The organism is Selenomonas sp. oral taxon 892 str. F0426, from assembly GCF_000468035.1.
Lineage (GTDB): Bacteria > Bacillota > Negativicutes > Selenomonadales > Selenomonadaceae > Centipeda.
Map to the genome: position 1 here is coordinate 58,344 of NZ_KI260523.1, position 14,627 is coordinate 72,970.

The 14,627-nt window shown below is 52.1% G+C and carries 19 protein-coding genes; all 19 read left to right on the forward strand.

The annotated features are described in order from the left end of the window. Positions 1-26 precede the first annotated feature (26 nt). Positions 27-1,124, forward strand: coding sequence for an endolytic transglycosylase MltG (gene mltG / locus HMPREF1992_RS01260; protein WP_021683993.1), 1,098 nt, complete (start codon positions 27-29; stop codon positions 1,122-1,124). Positions 1,125-1,143: 19 nt separating this feature from the next. After that, positions 1,144-2,382 carry a U32 family peptidase gene (locus tag HMPREF1992_RS01265; protein ID WP_021683994.1) on the forward strand — a complete coding sequence of 413 codons (1,239 nt, stop codon included), beginning with the start codon at positions 1,144-1,146 and terminating at the stop codon, positions 2,380-2,382. Further along, the gene (locus HMPREF1992_RS01270; RefSeq protein ID WP_037357952.1) at positions 2,382-2,663 is read left to right on the forward strand and encodes an acylphosphatase; all 282 of its coding nucleotides are present in this window, start codon (positions 2,382-2,384) and stop codon (positions 2,661-2,663) included. Before HMPREF1992_RS01265 ends, HMPREF1992_RS01270 begins: the two co-directional genes overlap by 1 nt. 8 nt (positions 2,664-2,671) lie before the next feature. After that, the gene (aroQ, locus tag HMPREF1992_RS01275; protein ID WP_021683996.1) at positions 2,672-3,115 is read left to right on the forward strand and encodes a type II 3-dehydroquinate dehydratase; all 444 of its coding nucleotides are present in this window, start codon (positions 2,672-2,674) and stop codon (positions 3,113-3,115) included. Then, positions 3,112-4,188, forward strand: a complete 1,077-nt coding sequence (locus HMPREF1992_RS01280) for a Xaa-Pro peptidase family protein (protein WP_021683997.1) — start codon at positions 3,112-3,114, stop codon at positions 4,186-4,188. Before aroQ ends, HMPREF1992_RS01280 begins: the two co-directional genes overlap by 4 nt. A gap of 49 nt (positions 4,189-4,237) precedes the next feature. Continuing rightward, positions 4,238-4,795: an elongation factor P gene (gene efp, locus HMPREF1992_RS01285; protein ID WP_021683998.1), complete on the forward strand. Its 558-nt coding sequence runs from the start codon at positions 4,238-4,240 to the stop codon at positions 4,793-4,795. Between the two features lie 16 nt (positions 4,796-4,811). Beyond that, on the forward strand, positions 4,812-5,228 hold the full coding sequence (locus HMPREF1992_RS01290; RefSeq protein WP_021683999.1) for an Asp23/Gls24 family envelope stress response protein: 417 nt from the start codon (positions 4,812-4,814) through the stop codon (positions 5,226-5,228). A gap of 21 nt (positions 5,229-5,249) precedes the next feature. Then, on the forward strand, positions 5,250-5,831 hold the full coding sequence (gene amaP / locus HMPREF1992_RS01295; protein ID WP_021684000.1) for an alkaline shock response membrane anchor protein AmaP: 582 nt from the start codon (positions 5,250-5,252) through the stop codon (positions 5,829-5,831). Positions 5,832-5,843: 12 nt separating this feature from the next. Next, a complete protein-coding gene (locus HMPREF1992_RS01300) occupies positions 5,844-6,089 on the forward strand; it encodes a DUF2273 domain-containing protein (RefSeq protein WP_021684001.1) in 246 nt (81 codons plus the stop codon). Continuing rightward, positions 6,086-6,502: a transcription antitermination factor NusB gene (gene nusB / locus HMPREF1992_RS01305; RefSeq protein ID WP_021684002.1), complete on the forward strand. Its 417-nt coding sequence runs from the start codon at positions 6,086-6,088 to the stop codon at positions 6,500-6,502. Before HMPREF1992_RS01300 ends, nusB begins: the two co-directional genes overlap by 4 nt. Before the next feature lie 81 nt (positions 6,503-6,583). Beyond that, complete coding sequence (gene xseA, locus HMPREF1992_RS01310) at positions 6,584-7,789, forward strand: exodeoxyribonuclease VII large subunit (protein WP_021684003.1); 1,206 nt, start codon at positions 6,584-6,586, stop codon at positions 7,787-7,789. Next, positions 7,779-8,015, forward strand: coding sequence for an exodeoxyribonuclease VII small subunit (xseB, locus tag HMPREF1992_RS01315; RefSeq protein WP_021684004.1), 237 nt, complete (start codon positions 7,779-7,781; stop codon positions 8,013-8,015). The genes xseA and xseB overlap by 11 nt, the downstream gene beginning before the upstream one ends. Before the next feature lie 2 nt (positions 8,016-8,017). Further along, on the forward strand, positions 8,018-8,893 hold the full coding sequence (locus HMPREF1992_RS01320; protein WP_037357955.1) for a polyprenyl synthetase family protein: 876 nt from the start codon (positions 8,018-8,020) through the stop codon (positions 8,891-8,893). Between the two features lie 8 nt (positions 8,894-8,901). Next, on the forward strand, positions 8,902-9,711 hold the full coding sequence (locus tag HMPREF1992_RS01325) for a TlyA family RNA methyltransferase (protein ID WP_021684006.1): 810 nt from the start codon (positions 8,902-8,904) through the stop codon (positions 9,709-9,711). 15 nt (positions 9,712-9,726) lie between these two features. Continuing rightward, positions 9,727-10,581: an NAD(+)/NADH kinase gene (locus HMPREF1992_RS01330; protein ID WP_021684007.1), complete on the forward strand. Its 855-nt coding sequence runs from the start codon at positions 9,727-9,729 to the stop codon at positions 10,579-10,581. A gap of 11 nt (positions 10,582-10,592) precedes the next feature. After that, positions 10,593-11,045: an arginine repressor gene (argR, locus tag HMPREF1992_RS01335; RefSeq protein WP_021684008.1), complete on the forward strand. Its 453-nt coding sequence runs from the start codon at positions 10,593-10,595 to the stop codon at positions 11,043-11,045. A gap of 15 nt (positions 11,046-11,060) precedes the next feature. Continuing rightward, positions 11,061-12,782, forward strand: coding sequence for a DNA repair protein RecN (recN, locus tag HMPREF1992_RS01340; RefSeq protein ID WP_021684009.1), 1,722 nt, complete (start codon positions 11,061-11,063; stop codon positions 12,780-12,782). 25 nt (positions 12,783-12,807) lie between these two features. Beyond that, on the forward strand, positions 12,808-13,272 hold the full coding sequence (locus tag HMPREF1992_RS01345; protein WP_021684010.1) for a DUF4367 domain-containing protein: 465 nt from the start codon (positions 12,808-12,810) through the stop codon (positions 13,270-13,272). 281 nt (positions 13,273-13,553) lie between these two features. Next, entirely contained in the window at positions 13,554-14,588 is a 1,035-nt protein-coding gene (locus tag HMPREF1992_RS01350; protein WP_037357962.1) for an ABC transporter substrate-binding protein, read from the forward strand. The last annotated feature ends 39 nt before the right edge of the window (positions 14,589-14,627 follow it).

The following is a 14,627-nucleotide window of genomic DNA, read 5'->3' on the forward strand; positions in this document are numbered from 1 at the left end:
CTGTATGAAAAGAGGGAGGATTCGTCTTGAAGGAGTCGTTGAAGGAAATTTTGGACTTCTTGAATAACGACGGATTGCGGCAGGCATTTAACGCTGTCTATTGCGGGAAGGGAACGCCGCTCCAGAAAAAAATTGTGTTCGGGATTCCGGTGCTTGGAATTTTATTTTTTTTGATCGTGGCACTCGTGATCGTTCCGCTGTCTGGCTCTTCTTCCTATACGGGCGAACGTGGGGTGCCCATTTTCTTCACAGTTCGCCCTGGTATGAGTGTCAGTGAGATCGGGAAGGAGCTGCATGAGCGTGGTGTCATTGACAGTGAGACGAAGTTTTGGTGGACAGCAAAGCTAAACGGCTTTGAGAACAAGGTCAAGAGTGGTACCTTTGCGCTCGAGACCGGTATGACACCGCGCGATGTGTTCGAGACGCTCGTCTATGGCAATACAGTTGTGATCCGCTTTGTGATACCAGAGGGGTTCAGCGTGTACGATATTGCAAAGCGCCTTGAAGCAGCGGGTCTCTGCAAGGCTGATGACTTCATGGAACTTGCGAAGACATATCGCCCATATCCTTACGTCGAGAAGCATGAGCATGTGCGCTATGCGGCAGAGGGCTTTCTCTTTCCAGATACCTATGAGATCAACGGAGAATTTGATGCAGCGCGTATCATGGAGATCATGGCGGAAAACTTTGATCGCCGTCTGACAAAGGAGATGCGTGAACGTGCAAAGGAAATGGATCTCTCAATCTATGAGCTTGTGACCCTCGCTTCGCTTGTGGAGAAGGAAGCGTATCATGAGGAAGATCGTCCGATCATTGCACAGATTTTCCTGAAGCGGCTGCGGATCGGTATGCCGCTGCAGGCGGATCCTACGGTACAGTACCTGTTGGATGCTCCGAAGGAGGATCTGCTTTACCGTGATACGGAGATTGAGTCGCCCTACAATACCTATCAGAATGTCGGGCTGCCTCCGGGACCCATTGCAAGTCCCGGTACGGCTTCTCTGATGGCGGTACTTCATCCGGCAGATACGAACTATCTGTATTTTGTAGCTGATCGAAACGGCAATAATTACTATGCAACGAATTATGCAGACCATCTCGATCTCGTGGATCGGGTGCGTTAAGGTATGCGGAGGCTGATGAATGGGAAAGAAACCTGAACTGCTAGCACCTGCAGGAACGATGGAGAAGCTGCAGATGGCACTCGTCTATGGCGCAGATGCGGCGTATCTTGGCGGCGAGCAGTTTGGGCTGCGTGCGTTCGGCGGCAATTTTACGAATGACGAGATACGGTCGGCAGTGCAGTTGGCGCATGGTGCAGGGAAGAAGATCTATGTGACGGTCAATGTCTTCCCGCATAATGAGGATCTCGTATCCCTGCCGGATTATTTGCGCTTTCTTGCGGACGCGGACGTGGATGCTGTACTCGTTGCCGATCTCGGCGTCTTTTCGCTTGCGCATGAAGTGGTGCCCAATTTGCCCATGCACATCAGCACACAGGCAAATAATGTGAACTGGCGCACGGTGCGTGCGTGGCAGGAACTCGGTGCGGAGCGCGTGGTGCTCGCACGTGAACTCTCGCGTGAGGAGATCCGCGAGATTCGCCAGCATACGGATGTGGAACTCGAACTCTTTGTGCACGGAGCAATGTGTATTTCCTACTCGGGGCGCTGCCTTCTGAGCAGTTATTTCACGGGACGCGATGCGAATCGCGGCGGATGTGCTCAGTCCTGTCGCTGGAAATATGCGCTCGTGGAGGCATCACGTCCGGGGGAATACTATCCCGTTGAGGAAGATGAGCGCGGTACCTATATCATGAATTCAAAGGATCTCTGTCTCCTGCCGTATCTGGATGAGGTTGTGGACTCCGGCGTCGACAGTCTCAAGATCGAGGGGCGCATGAAGAGTGTCCACTATGTTGCGAGTGTGGTCAAGGCATATCGTATGGCGCTGGATGCCTGTCTCGCGGGGACTCCCTATGCTGCACAGGAGGCGTGGTTGTCTGAGCTGGGAAAGGTCTCACACCGTTCCTATACGACGGGATTTTTCTTCGGAAAGACGACGGCGGCGGATCAGATCTACGCCTCGTCCTCCTATGAGCAGAGTTCGGACTTTGTGGGGCTTGTACGCTCCTATGACAGTGAAACGCGGCTTGCTGCGGTGGAGCAGCGCAACCATATAAAGCTGGGACAGGAAATCGAGGTATTTCAGCCCGCAGGCGCTCTGTTCCGTCAGGAGCTTGCGGAAATGTGGGATGCGGAGGGGCAGGAAATCACGGCGGCGCCGCATCCGCAGCAGCTCATCTATATACGAATGGAGCAGCCGGTCGAGCCAAACAGTATTTTGCGTCGTGATATCCCTATGAAGAAGGAGATGCGATGATGGAAGATGTGATTCGCCGCTATGCGTGCGCCGCAGGGCGCGTGCAGGGTGTGGGCTTCCGTATGTTCGTCCGTCAGCAGGCGGTGATGAACGATGTCACGGGTTGGGTGATGAACATGTCCGATGGAACTGTGACGATGGAGCTGCAGGGTGCTGCATCTGCAGTCGAGGCGGCTTTTGAAGCCATGCGTGCGGGCAATTACTTCATCCGTGTGGAGCGTTTGGATGTTGAGGAGCGCGGTCCTGTATCCGGCGAGCGTGACTTTTCCATCAAATATTAGGAGCACTTATGGGCAAGATACTTGTACTGAACGGACCCAATCTCAACTTGCTTGGTACGCGGGAGCCTGAGATATATGGTTCCCTGACCCTGGAGGATATCAATGAACGTCTGCGCCGCCGCGCCGAGGCGGCAGGTTTGGACATGGAATGCTTGCAGTCAAACCACGAGGGGGTGCTCGTGGATGCGATTCAGGCGGCGCACGGGAGGGTGGACTACATCATCCTAAACGCTGCCGCATTCACGCATTACAGCATTGCAATCCGCGATGCGATTGCGGCGGTCGATGTCCCCGTCATTGAAGTGCATTTATCAAACATCCATCAGCGTGAGGATTTTCGCCACAAGTCCGTTATCGCCCCCGTTGTGCTTGGACAGATTGCCGGACTCGGTGCGGAGAGCTATATGGCGGCACTCGAGGCGATTATCTGCCGGATTGGAGGAACGCGATGAATATGGATGGGCGTATTGAGCGTTTGCGGGCGTTTCTCACGGAGAAGATAGTGGATGCTGTTCTCATTACAAAGGAGGAGAACGTCCACTATTTCAGCGGCTTTCGTGGGGATTCGACAGCTCTTCTTGTAATGCATGAGCGGCTTGTACTGGTGACGGACAGTCGCTATAAGGAACAAGCAGCTGCAGAGGCCCCTCTCTATGAGATTGTGGAGCAGCGGGACGGGCTGTATAAGAAAGTCGCGGAGCTTGCGGCGGAGGCGGGCGTCGTTGCGCTTGGATACGAGGGAGCTGCACTTGTCTGTGACCAGTATGAGAAGCTAAAGGAGATGCTCGGAGAGATTTCCTTTGATACTTCGCTCGCGCTTGATGCACTCCGTCAGGTAAAAGATGCGGACGAAATCGCGCTCATTCGTCGTGCGTGCGTCATTGCAGACGAAGGATTTGACCATATCATTGCTTATATTCAGCCGGGCATGACGGAGGTGGAGGTTGCAGCGGAACTTGAGCATCATATGCGCAGGCTTGGCTCGGAGCGTCCCGCGTTTCAGACAATCATTGCCTCGGGCGTGCGTGGAAGTCTGCCGCACGGTGTGGCGAGTGACAAAGTGATCACGAGCGGAGAACTTGTGACGATGGATTTTGGCGCAGTCTGTGGCGGCTATCACTCGGACATCACGCGCACGATTTGTGTAGGGCGTGCGGATGAGCGTCAGCGTGAACTCTACGGTGCAGTGCTTAGCGCACAGAAATGCGCCCTTGCTGCACTCCACCCTGGAGTGACGGGGGTCGAGGTGGACCATGTGGCGCGAAAATCTCTTGCGGAGAAGAACCTTGATCAATACTTCGGACATGGACTTGGGCACAGTCTGGGGCTTGAGATTCACGAGGAGCCGCGCCTCTCGAAAGCAGGCCATACGAGGCTTCTTCCGAATATGCTGATTACAGATGAGCCTGGTGTCTACATTCCGGGGTGGGGCGGCATCCGCATTGAGGATACGGTGCTCATTACGGCAGATGGTGCAGAGCCCCTGACACACGCACCAAAAGAATTTATTGAAATCTGCCAGTAAAACCGCTATAATATGCAAAGACAATGTATTGTATGGAGGAACGAATGATATGATTAACAGCACCGATTTCCGCACTGGTCTTACCATTGAATACGATGGAGGCGTCTGGCAGATTGTCGATTTCCAGCACGTGAAGCCGGGAAAGGGTGCTGCATTCGTCCGTACGAAGATCAAGAACGTCGAGACTGGGGCCGTGATTGAGCGTACGTTCAATCCGAATGAGAAAATGCCTGCGGCTCATCTTGAGACGCATACGATGCAGTATCTCTACGAAGCGGATGGCGTCTATACGTTCATGAACACTGAGACCTATGAACAGACTGAGCTCACACGTGAGCAGCTCGGCGATGCACTGAACTATCTTATGGAGAACATGGAGGTTGCGGTTCAACAGTTCAAGGAGCGCATCATTGGTATTCAGCTTCCGAACTCTGTCAGCCTTAAGGTAATCGAGTGTGAGCCGAGTGTTAAGGGCAATACAGCAACGGGAGCGACGAAGATGGCGAAGGTCGAGACCGGTTATGAGGTTCGAGTTCCTCTCTTCATTAACGAGGGGGATGTCCTTCGAATCGATACGCGCACGGGAAATTATATCGAGCGCGGATAAGTATGTTTTCGTGAGAATGGAGGATATGGACATGGATAATGAGAAGAATGCAGTAAAAAAGGAAAATGGACTCGGCACTATTCGCGTTGCAGATGAGGTTGTCAGCATCATTGCAGGCCTTGCGACAACGGAGGTCGAAGGCGTTGCTGGCATGAGCGGCGGCATTGCCGGCGGTATTGCGGAGATTCTTGGACGCAAGAACTTCTCTAAGGGCGTTAAGGTCGAGGTGGGTGAGAAGGAAGCCGCTGTTGATCTCTACATCATTGTCAAGTACGGTATTCGTATTCCTGAAGTTGCACTTGCAGCCCAGGAGAATGTCAAGCGTGCTATTGAGACGATGACAGGGCTTACAGTAATTGAAGTCAACGTGCATGTGCAGGGTGTCGGCTTTCCAGAAGAAGAGCCGAAGGTCGAGGAAGCTCGTGTGCGCTGAATGCGATTGAGGAGCTAAACGATGGGAATTATAAATCGTCTGTTGCTCCTGCCCTATGTGCTGTTTATGATGGCACTGTCTCTTGCCGTGATCAGTGTGGCTTTGCGTATTATTCCAGAGAATGTATGGCTGAATGAGGTGCGCTATGCTTTGGCACAGCAGGAACTATTGGCGGTATGCGGAGTTCTCTTCTTAGTCAGCTTTAAGTTGTTCTTTGCCGTCTTTTCTAGGACATCGAAAACTGCGCGGACACATGGCGAATTTATGGTAGTTGACACACCGGCGGGAGCGGTTCAGGTTGCTCTTCCTGCCATATGCGGGATTGTCGAGCGCGTAGCTCTTTCGATGCAGGGAGTACGTACAGCGAATGCCGTTATCTCTGTGGATGACGCACCAAAGGATTCTCTCACGACACCGATGCAGGTGGAGATCAAGATTACGCTTGCAGATCATACGAGTCTGAATGCGGTCTCCGAGGAGATGACCGCTCAGGTACGTCAGAATCTCCACGATGTACTTGGCATTGCAGATGTCCCTGTGATGCTCCGCGTGACAGAGATTTCGAATGCAGCAGGTTCATCATCTAAGCGCGCTGTGTCATAACGGGGGATCGGTATGAAAGAAAATATACTGTTCTTCCTCCAGGATCAATGGCTGAATCATCGCGGCCGTACAGCGGGGTTCCTGTGTGGGACTGTATTTGGGATATCCGTCCTGCTCTTTGGATTTTGGAGCATTGTCTTCATCCTTCTCTGTGCAGGCATCGGTATGTATATTGGTCTGCGGGCAGAGCGTGCCGGCGGTTGGGCAGAGCTGATTGATACGAGTGCTTTGAATCGCCTGTTTCGGAGGATGTCATGAGCCGTAGGCACGCGCGGGAAGCCGCGCTGCTGACGCTGTTTCAGTCGGAGTTTGCTGCAGATGATGCCTCCACGGAACGTGCAAGTGAGCTTGCCATCAACGAGGTTGAGGGAATCACAGAGGATGATCTTCCCTATGCACATAACCTTGTGCAGGGGACGTGCGCACATCTGACCGACATTGATGCGGAAATTTCCCGCCTCGCGAAGGAGTGGAAGCTCCATCGTATGGCTGCTGTGGATCGTAATCTCATTCGTATGGCTTACTACGAGATGCACTACCAGGAGGAGCGCATTGATCCTCCTGTTGCGATCAATGAAGCGGTTGAACTCGCAAAAAAATATGGCTCGGCCGAAGCGAGCCGCTACGTAAACGGGATCCTTGCTGCAATGCAAAAATCTGTTCAAATTTAAGGATGCTCTGATGAAGAAAGAATCCGTTGCGCGAGAGTTTCGTGCAATGGTTCTTTTTTTATCAATGCGGAAAGGTGTGCTATGACCGTTCACTCTGTCAGTGATGTTACGCGATACATCAAGGGGATGTTTGAGGGGGAGGCAATCCTATCAGATATCCTGATTCGCGGTGAGGTTTCCAATTTCAAACGCTATCCATCCGGTCACTGTTATTTCACGCTGAAGGACACCGGAGCAAGCATGAAATGTGTCATGTTCAATAGTTCCGCACGAAATTTGCGTTTTACACCGGAGAACGGGATGCAGGTCATTGCAGGAGGCAGTGTGTCCATCTACGAGCGGGATGGTGTGTATCAACTCTATGTGAATGCTCTGACGCCGGAGGGGGCGGGGGCGCTTGCACTTGCCTTTGAACAGCTGAAGGAGAAACTATACACCGAGGGGCTTTTTGATGAGTCGCATAAGCAGCCCTTGCCGCGCTTCCCTCGTCGGATTGGGATTGTCACATCGTCTGCCGGTGCCGTTCTGCGCGACATTCACAAGGTTACCAAGCGCCGCTGGCCAGGGATTCAGCTTATTCTCCATCCCGTTCTCGTGCAGGGAACGGAGGCGGCGGGGCAGATCGCGGGAGCAATTCAATTCTTCAACGCGAAATATCCTGTGGATGTACTAATTGTGGGGCGTGGCGGCGGTTCTGCCGAGGATCTCTGGGCGTTCAATGAGGAGCCGGTCGTACGTGCGATCTATGCGTCACGGATTCCCGTTATTTCCGCAGTCGGACATGAGACGGATACAACGCTCGCGGATTTCGTCAGTGATCGACGTGCGGCAACCCCGTCACAGGCGGCGGAACTCGCAGTTCCTGACGCGGCGGAACTGCGTCAGTATGTGGGAGGACTCTTCACGCGCCTCCATGCAGCTCGTGTGCGTCAGATGGAGCAGCGCGGGGGACGTCTCAAGACGCTGATCGACCGTCCATGGTATCGGAATCCGAAACTATTGCTTGCGTCTGCCATGCAGCGCACGGATCGTGTAACGGAGCGGCTGCACCGTGTGGCAAAGGATGGCCGCACGCATGCGCGTCACCGTTTGGAACTCGTGCTGAAGCGTCTGGAACTCCTAAACCCCGTGCATATTCTGTATCGTGGATTCAGTGTTGTCGAGAAGGATGGGAAAGCGGTGACGCGATCAAAGGTTCTTGCCGTTGGTGATCATCTGAATATTACATTTGCGGACGGAAAAATATCTGCTGTGGTTGAGGCAAAGGAGAAGCAGCATGGCGCGTAAAAAAGAGTTGGCGTTTGAGGAGGCACTTGGCGCATTGGAACAAATTGTTTCTGAGATCGAGACAGGGGAACTATCGCTTGCCGATCTCATGGCAAAGTACTCGGAAGGGATTAAGCTGTCCGATGTTTGTATGACATCTCTCAAACGCGCCGAGGAGACAATGGATCTTCTTGTGAAGGAAACGGCAAATGGCGTTTCAGAAGAGAAGCTGCAGATTGGAGGCTGATGATGAAGGAACTCTGGAAGAAACGTCAGGAGCTTGTTGAACGTGCTCTGCAGGAAGAGTTGGCAAATACAGCCATACTGGATGAAAAACTGCGTGAGTCGATGGCATACAGCCTTATGGCGGGTGGGAAGCGCCTGCGTCCCATCCTCCTGATGGCGGCGGCAGATGCTGTCGGTGTGGATGGGACGAGGTTTCTGCCCGTGGCATGCGCGCTCGAGATGATCCATACCTACTCGCTCATCCACGATGACCTTCCTGCGATGGATAACGATGAGCTGCGGCGTGGCAAGCCCACGAATCATGTGGTGTATGGCGAGGGGCCTGCGATTCTCGCGGGAGACGCACTCCTCACGCTTGCATTCACGGTGATCCTGCGCCAGAAGGATGTGTCTGCGGAGGCTCTTTTGCGCGTGGTGGACGAGATCAGTCGTGCTGCCGGTGCCGAGGGGATGGTCGGCGGCCAGATGCTCGATCTTGAGGCGGAGAACCGCCAGATCTCGATTGATGAACTCCGCCGCGTCCACATGGGCAAGACGGGGGCGCTCTTCCGTGCGGCTCTGCGCAGCGGTGCGATTCTCGCGGGCGCAGCGGAGGATCAGTTGGAGGCGTTGACGGCGTATGCCAACCACTTTGGTCTTGCCTTCCAGATCACGGACGACATTCTCGACGTTATCGGGACGGCGGAAGAGATCGGCAAACCTGTCGGCAGCGATGAAAAGAATCACAAGTCGACCTATGTGTCGCTGACATCGCTTGAGGACGCGCAGGATCTCGCACGTCGTACGGTACAGGAGGCAGAGTCGGCTCTCTATATCTTTGGAGAACGGGCTGCGTTCCTGCGTGAGCTTGTTGGCTATCTTGTGAATCGGAAGCAGTAGGGGATATCTTGAAAAAAGAGCGGTTGGATGTCCTTCTTGTGGAGCAGGGGCTTGCCCCCAGTCGGGAGCGCGCGAAGCGCCTCATCATGGCGGGGCAGGTACTCGCAGACGAGCAGCGCATTGACAAGGCAGGGACGACGGTACCAATGGACGCAGTGCTGCGCGTTGTGGGGGAGGATCTGCCCTATGTCAGCCGCGGCGGGCTGAAGCTGGAAAAGGGAATTGCGGTATTTGGCACCGTGCTCGCGGGAAAGACGGCGGCAGATATCGGTGCCTCGACAGGCGGCTTTACGGACTGTATGCTCCAAAACGGTGCAGCAAAGGTCTATGCGATCGATGTTGGCTACGGACAGCTGGACTGGAAGCTGCGAACGGATGCACGCGTTGTCAATATGGAACGTACGAATATACGCAACATGACGGTGAAGATGTTGGGACAAATGATTGATTTCGCCTCGATCGATGTGGCGTTTATCTCATTGGACAAGGTTCTTCCTGTTGTGCGGACACTGCTTGTGGAGAGCGGAGAAGTGATCGCGCTGATTAAGCCTCAATTCGAGGCGGGGAAGGAGCGCGTAGGGAAGAATGGTGTTGTCCGTGATCCGGCGGTGCACGAAGATGTCATTCAGCAGGTTCTCGCTGTGGCAGAGGAGCAGGGATTTTTTGTTGCGGGGCTGACATTTTCACCGGTTAAGGGACCCAAGGGGAATATTGAATACCTCCTGTATCTCAAGCTGCAAGGGGATGGGGAACAGCGGATCGATGAGGTTTCTGTGCACGATATTGTCACAGAGGCACATCATACGTTGGATGGGTGAGGTGCTGACATTTCTATGAAGACGGTAGCGGTTTTTCCAAATCTGATCAAACCGGAGACGCGCGACATTCTCACGCGAATCCGTGCGTTCTTTGCTACGCGTGAGGCGCGCATTATCCTTCCGCGTGTACGTGCTGCTGAGTTTGGGATGGAGGACTGCGGTGTCGACGATATTGAACGTCAGCCCGCAGATTTTGCCCTCAGTCTTGGCGGGGACGGTACGCTGCTCGGTATCTGTCGTCGTTATGCCTCAAATCCAGTTCCTGTCTGCGGGATTAATATGGGAACACTTGGATTTATGGCAGATATTGAGCAGAATGAACTTGAGGAGCGCCTGGAAAAACTATGTCAGGGCGATTATCACGTCGAGTGGAGACGCTTTCTCGCAGGGTATGTGACACAGTCGGATGGTATGGAGCGTTTTCTTGGCTATGCAATCAATGATATCGTTGTAATGAAGGGGGATGCTGCACGCATCATCTCCCTCGGACTTGCTGTCAATGATACGCCGCTTGTTGAATGTAAAGCAGACGGTTTTATTGTTGCCTCTCCGACAGGATCTACGGCGTACTCCCTCTCGGCAGGTGGCCCGATCATGAACCCCATGGTAAGAGGACTTCTTCTTACGCCAATCTGTGCGCATACACTCAACATCAGACCTCTTATTATTCGTGAAGAGGACATCGTGCACATCAACCTCATCGATACACGGCAGAGTATCATCGTAACACTTGATGGACAGGAGACGACACCGATTCATCCAGATAATATTGTTACGGTCAGGTGTTCGGATGTGCGTGCGGGGATTATCAAATTCGAGGATAAGGACTACTATCAGATCCTGCGTACGAAACTTTGGAGAAACTGCTAGGAGAGAGCGGAATGAAAAGTCGACGCCATGACCTCATCAAGAAGATTATAGACGAGGAGATTATCGAAACTCAGGAAGCCCTTGCTGAGGCTCTGCGTTCACGTCATATGCGTGTTACACAGGCAACAATATCACGTGATATTAAGGAACTTTTTCTGATTAAGGTTCCGGCAGGCGGCGGACGCTATCGCTACGCGATATCTCCGCATGAAGCCGTTCGGTTTTCTGAGAGTCGTATGAAGCGTATTTTCAAAGATAATGTGATTGGCTGCGATTTTAGTGAAAATATAGTTCTCGTTAAGACGATGCCCGGGGCTGCTGCGACGGTTGCTTCTGTATTGGACTCCTCCGACTGGAAGGCGATCATTGGGACTGTTGCCGGTGATGATAGTATTTTTGTCTTGGTTAAACCAAAGGAAGCCGCGGAGCAAATTGTTGCCCGTATTCAGGAGATTATTCACTGAGAGGGAGGTAACATTATGCTGCTAAGCCTTCGTGTATGGAATTTTGCACTACTTGAGGAAGTTGCCGTCGAATTCGGTTCGGGGCTTAATATTCTGACGGGGGAGACGGGTGCTGGCAAATCTATCCTGATCGATGCCCTAGGTGCAATCCTAGGACATCGCATATCGAATGATGCGATACGCAGCGGTGCCGATGCTCTGCGTGTCCAGGCTGTTTTTTCACTTGATTCGAGCGACAAGCCTCTGCGCACCTTGTTGACGGAGCAGGAAATCGAATGTGAGGATGAGCTCATCATTTTGCGTAAAGTCATGCGCACGGGAAAGGGGACCATTCTTATCAATGGCACCCATGTTACACTGACTTTCCTTAGGAAGATTGCTCCGCATCTTGTAGATATTCATGGCCAGAATCAGAATCTGGCGCTTCTGCACGAGGATGCACAGCGTAGTCTACTCGAGGGCGGCGACAGCAGCCTCTGCGAGCTTCTAATGCGTTACGCGGAGGTCTATTCTGCATGGCGGGAGAAATCTCGTTTGCGTGAAGAGCGTGCGGAGAAGATTGCAGACATTGGAGAGCGCGTGGATATGCTGCGCTGGCAGGAAAAGGAGATTGCTGAGGCAGAGCTGACAGAGGGGGAGGATGAGGAGCTTGAGGTTGAGATCCGCCGTCTCTCTCACTCGGAACGTCTAGTCGAGAATGCTTCTGATGTGAGCAATCTCCTCAGTGAGGATGGAGAAGAAGGTCTCTCGGTTTTGTCCGCACTTTCACGAGTTACGCATGCGCTCGATGAAATTGCACGCTATGACGATGGGCTGTCGAATACTCGTTCTATGATAGAGGAGGCATATATTTCTCTCCAGGAGGCGTCCTATGAGGTGCGTGACTATCTTGACTCCATCGATGCCGATCCGGCACGTCTCGATATGATACAGACACGTATGGATGCAATTGATCGCCTTAAAAAGAAGTATGGTGGATCGATTCCTGCCGTATTTGAACGTCTCTTTGTTATTCGCAATGAACTGGAAAGCGTCGACAACTATGATATTGACATGGAGCGTTTGGAGGCGGAGATTGCAGCCTTGTACGAACAATTAAAAGTACTTGCGGCGGATCTTACAGTACGTCGGCAGGAGATCGGTGCCGTACTCTCCGGGAGTATCGAGCGTGAGCTGCAGGACCTTGGGATGGAAAGGGCACGGTTTCGTATTGTTGTTACACCTGAGGAAAAATACACAAATCGTGGTGCTGACAGACTTACTATGCTCTTTTCAGCCAATGTTGGGGAGGAAGAGAAGCCTCTTGAGAAGATTGCCTCAGGCGGAGAGCTTTCGCGTATTGCACTCGCCGTCAAATCCATTGCAGCCGCACGTGATATAGGCGGGGCGAGCATGGTGTTCGACGAGATTGATACGGGCATTGGTGGGAGAACTGCCCAGATGGTTGCTGAGCGCATCGCTTTCGTTGCTCAGTACAAGCAGGTGCTCTGTATTACTCATCTGCCGCAGATTGCATGTATGGCAGATGAACATCTCTACATTGCGAAATCCGTGAAGGGTGAGGCAACAGTGACGCAAGTGGAGGAACTCTCTGCTGATGAGCGAGTGCGTGAGATCGCGCGTATGGCCTCTGGTGATGATGTCACGGAGGCCGCTCTGGCAAACGCACGCGAGATGCTTGTGAGTGCCGGGAAGAAGAAGGCGGCGTTTCAAAAGAAATCAAAGGGGAGAAAATAGGAGGTTTCTTGTGAAGAAATATAGAATGAAGCACATTTTTATTGCCACTGTTGCGATATCTGTACTTTTTATTGGAGGGAGTACGCAGGCAATGCCGTCGCCGCTTGTCACGTATACAAGCGTTCGTGACGCGTGGGCGGTTGTTGGCCTTCCGGTCTATACACCGACACTTTTGCCCGTTGGCTATGTACAGAAGGACATTATTGTCATCGATAAAAGTCTTGCTGAGATCTTTTACCGCAATGATGCAGGTAAGGAGATCCTATTCCGTATGGCGAAGGGCGATGCGGACATCAGCGGAGACAGCACCATCTATGAGGTCAATCAGATTGTACAGGTCGGACGTCAGTATATTCGTGTCAAGGGAACGGAAAAACTTGTCAGTCTTGCCCTCTGGTCGCGTGGTGGCTATACTTTTTCTCTCTCATTTGAAGAACCAATATCCATCGAAGCTGTGCAGGCAATTATCAGCACCATTCCGTGGAATTGACTGCATATGACACACACGACTTTTCGGGGTATGTCAAGAAATTTGTGCAAAAGGATTTTTCAGTAAATGGCATCATATTGCTGCATGAAATTTTTGATATGCGCATCTATGTTCAGATGATTGCATCCAGCGCATCATTCAGTATTCTGCCCCTTTCTCGTAGAGTTCCAGTACACGTAAATTTGACCTTTCTGTTGTGATGGATTTGCAGGTGAAATCCTCCTACAATTTTTGGCTTTTGCACAAATTATTATACACTCCCGTTAAAAGGAGGTATGTTCATGAAGTTTAAGAAAATGCTTGTCGTCCTTGCAGCCTTGCTGATGTTAGGCGGCGCATTCGTCACCTGTGGTTGGGGCGGTGAGAAGAAGATGGCGGAACGTGATGATAAACAGCTCGTCATCTACTGTTCACATCCGCGCGCTTTCATTAACCCGCTTGTTGAAGAGTTTGAGAAACAGAGGGGGATGAAGGTAGAAGTCATCGCGGCTGGAACAGGCGAACTTCTCAAACGAGTCGAGTCTGAAAAGGCCAATCCGTTTGGTGATATTTTCTGGGGTGGATCTCTTAACACGATGAAGCCGAAAGCTGACCTCTTTGAGAACTATATTTCAGTGAACGAGGGTCACATCCAGGCAGCATTTAAGAACAAGGAAGGCTCGATGACACGCTTTACGGATATTCCGAGTGTCATCATGGTCAATACGAACCTTCTCGGTGACATCAAGGTCGAGGGGTATAAGGATCTTTTGAATCTCTCTCTTAAGGGAAAGATTGCTTTTGCTGATCCGTCAAAGTCCTCCTCGTCCTACGAGCACCTCATCAACATGCTCTACGCAATGGGCAACGGTGATCCTGACAAGGGATGGGATTATGTGGAGAACCTATCACGCAACCTCGACGGCAAGCTTCTCTCCGGCTCCTCTGCCGTGTATATGGGAGTTGCGGACGGTGAGTATGCAGTTGGTCTGACTTTCGAAGAGGGCGGTGCAAAATACGTTGCGGACGGTGCACCCGTAAAACTTGTCTACATGAAGGAAGGCGTTATCTCCAAGCCAGACGGCATCTACATCATCAAGAACGCAAAGAATATGGAAAATGCGAAGAAGTTTATCGATTTCATTACGAGCAAGGACGCGCAGAGTATTATTACAACGCAGCTGCATCGCCGCTCTGTGCGTGACGATGTGGATCCGCCTGTCGGTCTCCTGCCGAAGGATCAGATCAAGATCATTGACGATGAGGAGCAGGTGGTCGAGAAGAACAAGAAGGCATGGCTTGACAAGTTCAAGGATATCTTCACGAGTGTGCAGTAATCTGTAAAACAGCATACAAAAAGGACGCCGCACGAACAT

Bases quoted from the DNA above. Each gene is read 5' to 3' on its own strand.
- HMPREF1992_RS01265 (WP_021683994.1), top strand. From the start codon at position 1,144: ATGGGAAAGAAACCTGAACTGCTAGCACCTGCAGGAACGATGGAGAAG.
- HMPREF1992_RS01270 (WP_037357952.1), top strand. From the start codon at position 2,382: ATGGAAGATGTGATTCGCCGCTATGCGTGCGCCGCAGGGCGCGTGCAG.
- aroQ (WP_021683996.1), top strand. From the start codon at position 2,672: ATGGGCAAGATACTTGTACTGAACGGACCCAATCTCAACTTGCTTGGT.
- HMPREF1992_RS01280 (WP_021683997.1), top strand. From the start codon at position 3,112: ATGAATATGGATGGGCGTATTGAGCGTTTGCGGGCGTTTCTCACGGAG.
- efp (WP_021683998.1), top strand. From the start codon at position 4,238: ATGATTAACAGCACCGATTTCCGCACTGGTCTTACCATTGAATACGAT.
- HMPREF1992_RS01290 (WP_021683999.1), top strand. From the start codon at position 4,812: ATGGAGGATATGGACATGGATAATGAGAAGAATGCAGTAAAAAAGGAA.
- amaP (WP_021684000.1), top strand. From the start codon at position 5,250: ATGGGAATTATAAATCGTCTGTTGCTCCTGCCCTATGTGCTGTTTATG.
- HMPREF1992_RS01300 (WP_021684001.1), top strand. From the start codon at position 5,844: ATGAAAGAAAATATACTGTTCTTCCTCCAGGATCAATGGCTGAATCAT.
- nusB (WP_021684002.1), top strand. From the start codon at position 6,086: ATGAGCCGTAGGCACGCGCGGGAAGCCGCGCTGCTGACGCTGTTTCAG.
- xseA (WP_021684003.1), top strand. From the start codon at position 6,584: ATGACCGTTCACTCTGTCAGTGATGTTACGCGATACATCAAGGGGATG.
- xseB (WP_021684004.1), top strand. From the start codon at position 7,779: ATGGCGCGTAAAAAAGAGTTGGCGTTTGAGGAGGCACTTGGCGCATTG.
- HMPREF1992_RS01320 (WP_037357955.1), top strand. From the start codon at position 8,018: ATGAAGGAACTCTGGAAGAAACGTCAGGAGCTTGTTGAACGTGCTCTG.
- HMPREF1992_RS01330 (WP_021684007.1), top strand. From the start codon at position 9,727: ATGAAGACGGTAGCGGTTTTTCCAAATCTGATCAAACCGGAGACGCGC.
- argR (WP_021684008.1), top strand. From the start codon at position 10,593: ATGAAAAGTCGACGCCATGACCTCATCAAGAAGATTATAGACGAGGAG.
- recN (WP_021684009.1), top strand. From the start codon at position 11,061: ATGCTGCTAAGCCTTCGTGTATGGAATTTTGCACTACTTGAGGAAGTT.
- HMPREF1992_RS01345 (WP_021684010.1), top strand. From the start codon at position 12,808: ATGAAGCACATTTTTATTGCCACTGTTGCGATATCTGTACTTTTTATT.
- HMPREF1992_RS01350 (WP_037357962.1), top strand. From the start codon at position 13,554: ATGAAGTTTAAGAAAATGCTTGTCGTCCTTGCAGCCTTGCTGATGTTA.